The 11,812-nt window shown below is 61.1% G+C and carries 10 protein-coding genes; 6 read left to right on the top strand and 4 right to left on the bottom strand.

From position 1 onward, the window contains the following. Positions 1 to 18 precede the first annotated feature (18 nt). A complete protein-coding gene (locus IGS60_RS26320) occupies positions 19 to 2,550 on the top strand; it encodes a TonB-dependent siderophore receptor (RefSeq protein ID WP_230506631.1) in 2,532 nt (843 codons plus the stop codon). A gap of 41 nt (positions 2,551 to 2,591) precedes the next feature. Next, positions 2,592 to 3,269 carry a DOPA 4,5-dioxygenase family protein gene (locus IGS60_RS26315; RefSeq protein WP_070291131.1) on the top strand — a complete coding sequence of 226 codons (678 nt, stop codon included), beginning with the start codon at positions 2,592 to 2,594 and terminating at the stop codon, positions 3,267 to 3,269. A gap of 67 nt (positions 3,270 to 3,336) precedes the next feature. Here the strand turns inward: IGS60_RS26315 and IGS60_RS26310 are convergent, their stop codons facing one another. The 4 genes from IGS60_RS26310 to IGS60_RS26295 all read right to left on the bottom strand — a co-directional run bounded on the left by IGS60_RS26310 (position 3,337) and on the right by IGS60_RS26295 (position 7,279). Then, positions 3,337 to 4,557: a polyhydroxyalkanoate depolymerase gene (locus IGS60_RS26310; protein WP_070219273.1), complete on the bottom strand. Its 1,221-nt coding sequence runs from the start codon at positions 4,555 to 4,557 to the stop codon at positions 3,337 to 3,339. A 278-nt stretch (positions 4,558 to 4,835) separates the two neighbouring features. Then, entirely contained in the window at positions 4,836 to 5,159 is a 324-nt protein-coding gene (gene fdxA / locus IGS60_RS26305; RefSeq protein WP_010395176.1) for a ferredoxin FdxA, read from the bottom strand. Positions 5,160 to 5,490: 331 nt separating this feature from the next. Continuing rightward, on the bottom strand, positions 5,491 to 5,778 hold the full coding sequence (locus tag IGS60_RS26300; protein WP_070219272.1) for a protealysin inhibitor emfourin: 288 nt from the start codon (positions 5,776 to 5,778) through the stop codon (positions 5,491 to 5,493). Positions 5,779 to 5,881: 103 nt separating this feature from the next. Further along, positions 5,882 to 7,279, bottom strand: coding sequence for a hypothetical protein (locus IGS60_RS26295; protein ID WP_070219271.1), 1,398 nt, complete (start codon positions 7,277 to 7,279; stop codon positions 5,882 to 5,884). Positions 7,280 to 7,479: 200 nt separating this feature from the next. Between IGS60_RS26295 and IGS60_RS26290 the strand changes: the two genes are divergently transcribed. The 4 genes from IGS60_RS26290 to proX all read left to right on the top strand — a co-directional run bounded on the left by IGS60_RS26290 (position 7,480) and on the right by proX (position 11,752). Then, positions 7,480 to 7,764, top strand: coding sequence for a polyhydroxyalkanoic acid system family protein (locus IGS60_RS26290; RefSeq protein ID WP_070219270.1), 285 nt, complete (start codon positions 7,480 to 7,482; stop codon positions 7,762 to 7,764). A 584-nt stretch (positions 7,765 to 8,348) separates the two neighbouring features. Further along, positions 8,349 to 9,581, top strand: a complete 1,233-nt coding sequence (gene proV / locus IGS60_RS26285) for a glycine betaine/L-proline ABC transporter ATP-binding protein ProV (protein WP_070219346.1) — start codon at positions 8,349 to 8,351, stop codon at positions 9,579 to 9,581. Further along, positions 9,578 to 10,681: a glycine betaine/L-proline ABC transporter permease ProW gene (gene proW / locus IGS60_RS26280; protein ID WP_070219269.1), complete on the top strand. Its 1,104-nt coding sequence runs from the start codon at positions 9,578 to 9,580 to the stop codon at positions 10,679 to 10,681. Before proV ends, proW begins: the two co-directional genes overlap by 4 nt. A gap of 12 nt (positions 10,682 to 10,693) precedes the next feature. Continuing rightward, positions 10,694 to 11,752 carry a glycine betaine/L-proline ABC transporter substrate-binding protein ProX gene (gene proX / locus IGS60_RS26275; RefSeq protein WP_230506630.1) on the top strand — a complete coding sequence of 353 codons (1,059 nt, stop codon included), beginning with the start codon at positions 10,694 to 10,696 and terminating at the stop codon, positions 11,750 to 11,752. The last annotated feature ends 60 nt before the right edge of the window (positions 11,753 to 11,812 follow it).

Here is an 11,812-nt window from a genome sequence, read left to right as displayed (position 1 = left end):
TTGAAAGGATGTTTTCGTATGCCGGAATTGATTCACAAGCAAGAGCCCGTCCCCCGTTTGCTGCAATTGGCGCACGCCGTCTCGTTGGCCGTGCTCGTGCTGGGAGCGCCTGGCGCGGCTCATGCGCAAGCGCCGCTGGACACCGTCATCGTCACGGGTGCGCGCGGCACGGGCCGCACAGTGGCCAACAGCGCCGCGCCGATCGACGTGATCAGCGCGCAGCAATTGCAGGCCACGGGCAAGTTGAACCTGCTCGACGCGCTCGATACGGCCTTGCCATCGTTTAACTTGCCGGCCCGCGTGCAGCCCGACCTGGGCAGCATCGTGCGCGCGGGCCAGTTGCGCAACCTGGACCCCTCGCATACCCTGGTGCTGGTCAACGGCAAGCGCCGGCATACGACGGCCATCGTCAATGAGGATGGTTTTCCCGGTTCCGTCGCCACCGACCTGGCCCTGATCCCCGCGGGTGCCATTGCCCGCGTGGAAATCCTGCGCGACGGCGCCTCCGCCATCTACGGTTCCGACGCCATCGCCGGCGTCATCAACATCATCCTGAAAGCGGATGACAAGGGCAGCTTCAGCACGCAGCTCGGTTCCACCTACGATGGCGACGGCACGAACGGTTCCGCGCGCATCGATGGCGGCACGCGCCTGGGCGAACACGGCTTTGCCCACTTCGGCGCCGAAGTCCAGCGCCAGGGCATTGCCGTGCGTAACTTCGGCTTGAATCCCGGCTACCTGTCGTATCCGGCCGTGCGCAACAGCGATGGCCAGCTGGTCAAACTGGGGCCGAACAACAGCTTGCCAGCCGGCGCTTCGCCGAACCCGGCCGAAGCGACGCGCAACAGCAATCCCTGGCGCAATACGGGCGTGCCGCAAAGCACGACCGCCTCGCTCAGCGCCAACCTCGGTTATGACGTGTCGAACGAGGTGCAACTGTACGGTTTCGGCACGTATGCGCACCGCAATGCCCGCTCGGCGCAGAATTTCCGTCTGCCCAATACCATTTTCAATAACAACAAGGGCTTGCTGGCCGTGTATCCCGACGGCTTCACGCCGTATGAAACGACGAACGAAAACGATTTTTCCTTGACGGGCGGCATCAAGGGCGAGACGGCCGGTTGGAGCTGGGATATCAGCAGCACCTATGGCCGCGACGATATCGACGTGGGCGTGGAAAACTCGGCCAACTACTCGCTGACCTATCCGGGCGGTAAGACGGATTTTGACATCGGCAATCAGCGCTACAGCCGCTCGACGACGAATGCGGACGCACGCCGTCCCGTGCAGCTGGGCTTGAGCGAGCCGGCCGATCTCAGCATCGGTCTCGAGTACTCGCATGAAACGCAGCAGCGCAGCCCGGGCGAACCCGCTTCCTGGCAGGGCAGCGGTTCGTCGGCATTGGCTGGCTACCTGCCCGTCGATGCGTCCGACACGGCGCGCCACAGCTATGCGGCGTACGTCGGCCTGGGCGCGAAGCTGGCGCCGCAATGGCTGCTCGACACGGCCTTGCGCGCCGAAAAATATTCCGATTTCGGCAGCAAGACGACGGGCCGTTTGTCCGCCCGTTATGACGTCACGCCCGCCGTGGCCGTGCGCGGCACCGTCAGCAATGGTTTCCATGCGCCTAGCCTGGTGACGCAATCGTATTCGAACACGTCGGACCATGCGGGCGTGCCCTACACCCTGGCACAGCCCAATTCCGTTGCCGCGCGGGCCCTGGGCGCGCAAGCGTTAAAACCTGAAAAATCGACGAATCTGTCGGCCGGGTTGACCTTCAACCCCACGCCGACCCTGCGCCTTGCCGTTGACGCGTATCAAATCAAGGTCAGCGACCGCCTGGGCGTGTCGTCGAATATCGGCATCGACCGCAGCTCGGGCATGGCGCTCGATGGCAGTGGCCGGCCGCTGACGGCGGCGCAAGCGGGCGTCATTGAAAACCTGCTGCGCTCGGCGGGTTTGACGGTGGGCAATGGCCTCGTCGCGCATTACTTTGCCAACGTGGGCGACACGCGCACGCGCGGCATCGACTTCACGGCCGAGGATGTGCTGCGCGTGGCCGACGGCAAGCTGCGCTGGACGGCGGCCGCGAACATCAACCATACCAGCCTGGTGGGCAAGGCGGACCTTCCCGCCGTGCTGCAAGGCTTGCCGAACATCGGCACCCTGAGCAAATCGGCCGAGTACGACTTGCTGTACCGCGCGCCGCGCGACAAGGAAATCATCACGCTGGCGTATGAAAAAGCCGGCTGGACATTCAATGTACGCGAGACGCGCTACGGCAAGCTCAAGCGCCTGAACGCCATTACGGGCGGCGACTACCAGCTGAAAGCGGCCTTCGTGACGGATGTCAGTGTCGGCTACGACATCAGCAAGCGCATCAACGTGACGGTGGGCGCCAACAATGTCTTCGACCAGAAGCCGAACCAGGTGCCGCGCGCAGCGCGCAGCGCCGCCAGCCTGGCGCAGTACGCGGGCGCGTATGACAACTCGGGACCACTGGGCGTGCTGGGCGGCTATTACTACGCCCGCGCCACCGTCTCGTTCTGATTTTCCCATCCCTCTACCGATCATCAAGAACAGGAAATCCTATGTCTGAACACAATCAACACGCCGCCATCGATCTGGAATGGGCGAATCTCCTTTCGCCGCAGCGCCGCACGCTCTTGCGCGGCGGCGGCCTGGTGGCGGCGCTGGCCGCTTCCGGCCTGGCGGGGTCGGCCCTGGCGCAGGATGGCGCGGTAAAACGAGTCAATCCGCCACCCGGTAAAAGCCCATGGGGCGAGCATACGGATACGGCGCCCACGCCGCGCCCCGTCAGCGTGCGCCCCGGCGAGGAAACCTTGCCGAGCAAGCCGCGCGCCTACACGGATATCGAGAGTTATCACGCGCATATCTACTTTGACGAAGACAGTTACCAGAAGGCGGCGCTGATACGCAAGTGGGCGGCCGAGCGCTTCCAGATCGAGCTGGGCGACTGGAATCTGGAGCCGCGCGGCCCGCACGTGACGCCGTCGTTTTACTTTGGCTTTACGAATGACCTGTTACCGGTGATCGTGCCGTGGCTGCAGCTCAACAGCCTGGGCTTGACGATATTGATCCACCCGAATACGGAAGATCCGCGCGCCGACCACCTGTATTACGCGCTGTGGGTGAACCGTTCGCAGCCCGTGAACGGCTATGCGATGAAGAAGCCGGGACCGGGCGAGCCAAGGGTCGAGCAAATCTTTGTCAATACGCGCCCGACGGTGAAAATCGAACGGGCATGAGCGAGACATAAAAGAAAACGCCACGCCAGTATGAACTGGCGTGGCGTTTCGATGGGTATGCCGTGTATCAGCCGTGTTTCTGGATGAATTCGCCGATCTTCGGGCAAATGATCTCGCGCCAGCGGCGGCCCGAGAAGATACCGTAGTGGCCGCATTTCGGCGCCACGAAGTCTTGCTGCATGTCGGCAGGGATGCCGGAACACAAGTCGTGTGCGGCTTGCGTCTGGCCGGCACCGGAAATGTCGTCCAGTTCGCCTTCCACGGTGAACAGGGCCACGTTCGTGATGTCTTGCGGACGCACCAGCTGGCCGCCCACTTTCCAGGTGCCCATCGGCAGGCTGAATTCCTGGAAAACCGTTTTAATGGTTTCCAGGTAGTACTCGGCCGGCATGTCCAGTACGGCGTTGTACTCGTTGTAGAACTGGCGGTGGCCTTCCGCCGGCTCGTCATCGCCCGTCACCAGGTGCATGTAGAACTCGCGGTGGCTTTGCGCGTGGCGGCCAGGGTTCATGGCGATGAAGCCGGCGTGCTGCAGGAAGCCCGGATACACCTTGCGGCCAAAGCCCGGGTAGTTCGGCGGCACCGCGTAGATCACGGTGTTTTCAAACCACGAGAACTTCTTTTCCGTCGCCAGGTTGTTTACTTGCGTGGGCGAGCGGCGCGGGTCGATCGGGCCGCCCATCATCGTCATGGTTTTCGGCATGTGCGGATCTTTTGCCGTCGCCATCAGCGAGATGGCGGCCAGCACGGGCACGGTCGGTTGACAGACGGAAATCACGTGCAAATCAGGCGCCAGCAGGCGGATGAATTCTTGCACATAATAAATGTAGTCATCGAGGTGGAACGGGCCTTCCGTCAGCGGTACCATGCGCGCGTCCGTCCAGTCGGTGATGTAGACATCGTGCTCGGCCAGCAAGCCGCGCACGGTATCGCGCAGCAGGGTCGAGTGGTGACCGGACAGGGGGGCAACCAGCAAAACTTTGGGCTGTTGCAAGCCAGTGGCTTCTTTTTTGAAGTGAATCAGGCGGCAAAACGGTTTTGTCACGACAACGTGTTCGCGGATGTCGACGCTCTCGCCCTGGACGAGAACGGATTTGATGTCGAATTGTGGTTTTTCGTAGTCTTTGCCAAGGCGGTACATCAGCTCGTAGCCGGCTGCGATGCGTTGCGAAAACGGGGTGTGGGCCAGAGGGGAAACCGGGTTGGTAAATAACTTGGAGGACATGTCTGCCCATTGCATCACCGGAGTGAGGAAAGAGCGTTGCAGTTCGTGCAGTTGGTAAAGCATATAGAGTCCTTGTTTGATTCCAAGCGCCAATATCGGCTCAAATATCATAATCCAATTTTACGATATTTGTTGAGGACAAAATGTGCTTTACCGCGCATAGGTCCACTGTTTGCGCATAGTTGTGACAGCGCGCCACAGTTACGTGGATAGAGCTGCAACGATGCTTTAAAAGCAAAAAAAGCAGCGTTTCCGCTGCTTTTTGTCTGTTTTTTGCCGCCACGCCCCTGCGGGGAAGAATATCCATCCCCGCCGGAATTGCCGCCGCAGCTGCCGTGCGCTTAGCGCACCAGCATGTCGAGCTTGTCCTTGACGTCCTTGTATTGCTCCGCTTCCGGCAAGGCAGCCTTCGTCTTGGTGATCGAAGGCCAGTTACGGGCCAGATCGACGTTGATCTTGATGAAGGCTTGCTGGTCGCCCGGCACGTCCTCTTCCGCGAAAATCGCGTTCACCGGGCACTCTGCCACGCAGACGGCGCAGTCAATACATTCGTCCGGATCGATTGCCAGGAAGTTCGGGCCTTCCCGGAAACAATCTACCGGGCAGACATCGACGCAGTCGGTATAGCGACAGGCGATGCAGGATTCGGTGACAACGTGGGTCATAACAGTCCTATCAATTTGGGGGAGGTGCTGTAGCGCCTGCAGGAACCTCGGCGGCGCATACTAAAGCAAAGCATTGTATTTTAAGGCAATTCGCTATTTCTCACAAATCCCGCTTATATACAATACATATAAGCAAATTCATTTTTTGGCAGTGTCATTGCCGCGCAGAGCGGGCAATTCAGCGACTATCCGGGACGTTGCCATGAAGAACGCGGCAAGAACGCGACAGTCGCCCGATGCGGCAGGGAGCAGGGCGGGGGATGTGCTGGCTTGACGTGTGGTGTTTTTGTTTTACTCAAATCAAGATCGGCACAAATAAGTGCCGGAACACTCAGGCGCTGGCGCGTATTTGCGCCAGCAATTGCTGCCATCGTGCATTTTCAGCGCTGCCATCCTCGGCAAACGTGATGGTGCGCCGCGCGGTGGGCGCGTCGACGGTGATCTGCCAGCGGGGAATATCGGCGCCCACGTGTTCATCCGTGGCCTGCGGCTGCGTGAAAAAGCCGCTGCTGGCCAGTGCCGCTTCCAGCCTGGGGCCAGCGGGATGGGCTTGCGTATCGATCTCATACTGTTCGCTCAGGCCGGCAAAGCCGCCGCTGCTGCGGGCTGAAATTTTCATGCTGCTCCTTGCTGTTGTGGGTGGTGTGGGCCGCGTCATGGCCTGCCGCTGCTGCGGCTGGCCTGAAGCGGACGCGCCGGTGCGCTGCCTCGCATGGGACTGTTTACCGGGGACCGTAACTGCGGCACCAGGCGGCCAGCGCTTCGCGCTCCGCTTCGAGCAACTGGTCCGATTCGCTGTATTCCGCATGGTTCATGGTACCGCAGCAGGCGCGCCGGTCTTGCACGGCGCCGTCTTCGTCGACGATATCGGGGGCAAACGTCATTTGCCCCTCCTCCGTCATGGCATTGGCCTTGAGCACTTCGCGCACGGTAAAGCTGTTGCGGATAAAGTCCAGGTAGGCGCCATTGCCATCGGCCTGGGCGATCGTCAGCATGTGGCCGGCCACATCGGCATAGGTGGCGGCCTGGTCCGGCGATGCCACCAGCGCGCGCAGGACCAGGCTGCGCAGGTAGTCGCCGCAGCGGTGCAGCACGGCCGCGTCGTCTTCCAGCTGGGGCTGGCGTTCGTGGGCAAAGATGTCGGCCAGGATGTCGTAGATGGCGCCCGTAAACACTTGCGAGATGGCGTGCACTTCCGTGCCCGCTTCCGACAATTTGATGTCATTGTCGGCATTGCGCAAGCCATTCGGCCGGCCCAGGGCCAGGCCGAACTGCTCCGCCAGGTCGGCCAGGAAGGTTTTATCGTGCAGGTCGGACTTCGTTTGCGCGATCACCGCTTCCACCTGGTCCAGCTGCGACAGGGCCAGGAAGATGGCCGTCAGGTCGCCGAACGATTCGTGCAAGCCGCCCGTTTGCGGCGGATTGTTGCTGAGCAGCCAATTCGGCTTGAGGCCATCGAGCACGGCGTGCCCCGTTTCATGCGAGACGATGTCGAGCGAGCGGCAGGTGTAGACGCGCTCGGTGGCGCCGCTGGGGATGAAGTCGCCGAACTTGAGCGCCTTGTCGCTGCGGCTGTAATACGCATTCATGACGTTGGGCAAGCCATGCGGGAACACGCGCAGCGGTGCCGTATTGCTGGCGCTGTTCCATTGCCAGGGTAGGGGCGGCGCCGTGTCGTTGCTGGCCAGCGCGCGCTGGTACATGGTGAGTGTCATGCGCACGATGGCAAACGTGTGCACGGCGTCGAACTGGTCGGTATTGGGCGAGACGATGAAGTCGCCGAAGGCATTCGGGCTGACTTGCGCGATGCCCGGTTCGCCAAACGTGATGCGCGCGTCGCGCGGGCCTTGCAGGATCAGCCCGGGCAAAAAGGCTTTACGGGTGCCCAGGTCGCTGACGGACGGATCTTGCTTCCAGATCAGCACGCGTGAACCGACGGGCACGGCGGCCAGGTTGCGCACCGTTGCCTCCGTCAGGCGGGGCGGGCCCGGCTGTAAGGTCAGTTGCGCATTCTTGCGGTGCTGGCGGTAGGGCGCCGAGGGTGTAGGGACATAGCCGACGGGCAGGGACACGCATTTGGTCAGTACGGCTTCGACCGGCACGATGACTTTCTGGTCCATGGTAGTTCTCCAAGACACGCGCAACTGGAACTGGAATAGTCTTCCCGCTTGGGCGCATCCGGTTTGATTCCGCGCAAACGATGCGCGGGAAGGACGGGCTTTTTTGGCCGTCCGGCGCCCGCTGCGGCCGTGCCCGCCGCATGGCGGCTGGTATGATGCTGGCCGTATTGCCCCCGTTTTTATAATAAAAGGATCGTTTGATGGCGGATATAAATATAGTTCAGCAACATAAGCTGACAGCAGCAAAGGCGCGCGAAGCGGCGCAGCAAGTGGCCGACAAGCTGGCCCAGGAATATGACCTGGCGTGCGCCTGGGATGGCGATGTGCTGCGCTTCGAGCGCAGCGGCGTCGATGGTTCGCTGACCCTGGAAAAAGAGCAGGCGCAACTGCAAATCAAGTTGGGTTTCATGCTCAGCGCCTTCGCCTCCACGATTGAAGGCAAGATTGCCGAGAAAATGCGCAAGGTGTTTACCGAAGCAGTTTGATGGCATTTGGCCCGCTTGTCTGGCGCCCTGTTTGGTGCTAGGGAGCATGTCGCGGCGATGGGCGAAAAGACGATGAAAACATGTCGCTTTTCGCCTTTTTTACGTCCGACTGTACGCTGGCGAACATTGCTAGCACATTTCTATTTGGAAAGCCATTGGACTTTGATGGCTTTTTGCGTTATACTTGAGTCATATTTACAACAGCTACACCGCGTTTCACCTTCTGCTTCGCAGTACTCTCCGCTCGCTGAGTGGTGAATAATTCTTCGGGTTTTACACCCGCATCCAGTTTAAAAGTAGCTTGGTCGATTTTTTTCGGTCAAATACATTTGGTGCCATGTATTTGCATGGCGCTAGCGTTGTTAAAAGTCCTGAACCACAGCCTCTTTTAGCACGCACACGGCACCCCGGCACCGGCTTTGGCCATCCGCTGGTCACACGCGTGTCACCCCCTGTTTCCTGTCGCTCCCGTGCGCATTGTGCGCCGTGGCGTAGCCGACGCAACAGGGTTTGCTGATTCCCGCCGCAAGCTAGCAGGCTTGCTGGGTTTCATTCCATTCGTCAAATCGAGGGAGAACCACATCGTGGCAAAACAAATCATTATCGACCATGTGTTCAAAGTGTTCGGCGACAAGCCAGAAGAAGCACTTGAACTCGTCCGTCAGGGCGCCAGCAAGCAGGACATCCTGGCCAAGACCGACTGCACCATCGGCGTCTTCGACGCCACCTTTACCATTGAAGCGGGCGAGATTTTCGTCATCATGGGCCTGTCCGGTTCGGGCAAGTCGACCCTGGTGCGCATGCTGAACCGCCTGATCGAGCCCACCGCCGGCCGCATCCTGATCGACGGCAACGACATCAATACCTTGCCGGACGCCCAGCTGCGCGCCCTGCGCCGCAAGGACATCAGCATGGTGTTCCAGTCGTTCGCGCTGCTGCCGCAAATTACCGTGCTCGACAACACTGCCTTCGGCATGGAACTGGCCGGCATGCCCAAGGCCGAGCGCCATGCGCTGGCCCAGCAAGCACTGGAGCAAGTGGGCCTGGATGGCTACGGCGCCAGCTATCCCGACGAATTGTCGGGCGGCATGCAGCAGCGCGTGGGCCTGGCCCGTGCGCTGGCCTGCGATCCATCGATTTTGCTGATGGATGAAGCGTTTTCCGCGCTCGATCCGATTATCCGTACGGAAATGCAATCGGAACTGCTGCGTTTGCAGCAAATCAAGCGCCGCACCATCGTCTTCATTTCGCATGATCTCGACGAAGCCATGCGCATCGGCGACCGCGTCGCCATCATGAAAGATGGCCACGTGGTGCAGGTGGGCACGCCGGAAGAAATCCTGCGCAAGCCGGCCAACGATTACGTGCGCAACTTCGTGCGCGGCGTTGATGCGGCGGCCGTCTTCAAGGCCAGCGATATTGCCCGCAAGAGCCAGATCGTCGTGTCGGAATCGCCGAGCCGCGGTTCGCGCGCCGCGCTGTCAATGCTGGAAGAGCAGGATCGCGCATTTGCCTATGTCGTCAATCCGCAGCGCAAGTTCCTCGGCGTCGTCTCGGCCGATTCGCTGCGCAGTGCGCTCGACGGCCATGTGGGCCCGCTGGGCCTGGCCCATGCCTATCTGCCCGACGTGCAGACCATCGATGCAGACGAGCCCGTCGCCGGCCTGTTCGGCCAGGTGGCGCAACTGCCTTACGCCGTCCCTGTGGTGGCCAATGACGGCAGCTTCCGCGGCGCCATCAGCAAGACGACCTTGCTGAAGTTCCTCGACCGCGACACGCCAGCCATAGCCGAACAACAACAGAAAGGACAAGCATGAACCCAAGCACCGTTTCCACAGTAGAACCTGTTGTTGAACAGGCCGCCCAGATCAATCCCTGGGCGCTGACGCCCCCCACCGACGCCAGCACCGCGTGGCTCGACGCCGCCGCGCCCGCCGTACAGCCGGAACATGCGGCCGGCTTTCACCTGACGCAGATTTTCGACGGCTCGCTGCCGCTGGAAAGCTGGATCAACCAGGGCCTGGGCTGGGTCGTGGCCCATTTCCGTCCGTTCTTCCAGGCCGTGCGTGCGCCCATCGACAGCGTGCTTTCCGGTGTGGAAGGCGTGCTGCTGGCGGCCCCGTCGCTGACGGTGATCGCCATCATCGGCTTGCTGGCGTGGCAGTTCACGAGCCGCACCCTGGCCATCGGCACCGTGCTGGCGCTGCTGCTCGTGTCGATGCTGGGCATCTGGCCGGAAGCCATGACGACCCTGTCGCTGGTGTTGACGTCGCTGGCCTTCTGCCTGGCCATCGGCTTGCCGCTCGGTATTTTCCTTGCCAGCAGCGACCGCGCACAGAATATCCTGCGCCCCTTGCTCGATGCCATGCAGACGACGCCCGCCTTCGTTTACCTGGTGCCGGTGGTGATGCTGTTCGGTATCGGTAATGCGCCGGGCGTGATCGTGACGATCATCTTTGCCCTGCCGCCGCTGGTGCGTTTGACCAACCTCGGTATCCGCCAGGTGCGTCCGGACCTGATCGAAGCGGCCCGCGCGTATGGCGCCTCGCCGTGGCAGTTGCTGACCCGCGTGCAGTTTCCGCTGGCCATGCCGTCCATCATGGCCGGTATCAACCAGTCGCTGATGCTGTCGCTGTCGATGGTCGTGATCGCCTCGATGATCGCCGTCGGTGGTCTGGGCCAGATGGTATTGCGCGGCATCGGCCGCCTGGACATGGGTCTGGCAACGGTGGGTGGCCTCGGTATCGTGCTGCTGGCCATCACCCTGGACCGCCTGACGCAAGCGATGGGCCAGCCACGCCGCGGCGTGCGCCACTGGTACCAGACGGGTCCCGCCGGTTTCGTGCTGCGCCTGGTGCGCGGCAACACGGAGAAAAATAATGTTGAACAGCAAGCAACGCTGGCCAACGCACAATAAGAAAGGATTTACATGCATCAAATTGACAATTTTAAAGTGACGCAAAAATCGCAACGCAAGTTCCAGCTGTTTTCCGCCCTGGCCATCGCCGCCATGGCCCTGACCACCAGCCTGGCCATGGCGCAGACGCCGGCCGCAGCTGCCGATGCGCTGCCCGGCAAGGGCGTCAAGGTGCAGCCGCTGCAAAGCTCGATTGCGGAAGAAACCTTCCAGACCATGCTGGTCGACAAGGCGCTGGAAAAGCTCGGCTACGAAGTGCAGCCGATCAAGGAAGTGGAATACCCGACCGCGCATATCGCCATCGCCAACGGCGACGCCACCTTCATGGCCGTGCACTGGGACCCGATGCACAAGGATTTCTATAACAATGCGGGCGGCGACGCCAAGCTGCTGCGCACGGGCCAGTATGCGGGGCCTGCCGCGCAAGGTTATTTGATCGACAAGGCGACGGCTGTGAAGTACAACATCACGAATATCGACCAGTTGCGCGATCCCACCCTGGCCAAGCTGTTCGACCACGATGGCGATGGCAAGGCCGATTTGACGGGTTGTAACCCCGGCTGGGGCTGCGAAGCGCTGATCGAGAACCACATGGATGCGTACAAATTGCGCGAAACGGTAACGCACGTGCAGGGCAGCTATGCGGCTCTGATCGCCGATACCCTGGGCCGTTACAAGCGTGGCGAACCGATCCTGTACTACACGTGGACGCCATACTGGGTCAGCGGCGTGCTGGTGCCGGGCAAGGACGTGGTCTGGCTGAAAGTGCCGTTCTCGGCCAATCCCGACAAGGTGAACACCCGCCTCGACGATGGCAGCGACTACGGTTTTGCCGTCAACACGGCGCGCATCGTATCGAACAAGGCCTGGGCGGAGAAAAATCCGGCCGCGGCCAAGCTGTTCGAAGTGATGCAATTGCCCGTGGCCGACATCAATGCGCAGAATGAGCGCATGCGCCGCGGCGAAAACACGCAAGCCGATATCGCCCGCCATACGGCCGGCTGGATCAAGTACCACCAGCAAAAGTTTGACGGCTGGATCGCGCAAGCGCTGGCGGCGGCAAAAAAGTAAATTACGGCTGATACAGGCGTAAAAAAAGTGGCTACCGATTTGGTAGCCACTTTTGCGTTA

It is taken from the genome of Janthinobacterium sp. FW305-128, assembly GCF_020858135.1.
In the GTDB taxonomy this organism is placed as follows: Bacteria; Pseudomonadota; Gammaproteobacteria; order Burkholderiales; family Burkholderiaceae_D; genus Janthinobacterium.
The sequence above is the reverse complement of the archived record's forward strand: the minus strand, read 5'-3'. Positions and strand labels throughout refer to the sequence as shown.

What these genes read in the sequence shown, in the direction of transcription:
- IGS60_RS26320 (WP_230506631.1), top strand. Translation starts at nt 19, where the DNA reads ATGCCGGAATTGATTCACAAGCAAGAGCCCGTCCCCCGTTTGCTGCAA.
- IGS60_RS26315 (WP_070291131.1), top strand. Translation starts at nt 2,592, where the DNA reads ATGTCTGAACACAATCAACACGCCGCCATCGATCTGGAATGGGCGAAT.
- IGS60_RS26310 (WP_070219273.1), bottom strand. Translation starts at nt 4,557, where the DNA reads ATGCTTTACCAACTGCACGAACTGCAACGCTCTTTCCTCACTCCGGTG.
- fdxA (WP_010395176.1), bottom strand. Translation starts at nt 5,159, where the DNA reads ATGACCCACGTTGTCACCGAATCCTGCATCGCCTGTCGCTATACCGAC.
- IGS60_RS26300 (WP_070219272.1), bottom strand. Translation starts at nt 5,778, where the DNA reads ATGAAAATTTCAGCCCGCAGCAGCGGCGGCTTTGCCGGCCTGAGCGAA.
- IGS60_RS26295 (WP_070219271.1), bottom strand. Translation starts at nt 7,279, where the DNA reads ATGGACCAGAAAGTCATCGTGCCGGTCGAAGCCGTACTGACCAAATGC.
- IGS60_RS26290 (WP_070219270.1), top strand. Translation starts at nt 7,480, where the DNA reads ATGGCGGATATAAATATAGTTCAGCAACATAAGCTGACAGCAGCAAAG.
- proW (WP_070219269.1), top strand. Translation starts at nt 9,578, where the DNA reads ATGAACCCAAGCACCGTTTCCACAGTAGAACCTGTTGTTGAACAGGCC.
- proX (WP_230506630.1), top strand. Translation starts at nt 10,694, where the DNA reads ATGCATCAAATTGACAATTTTAAAGTGACGCAAAAATCGCAACGCAAG.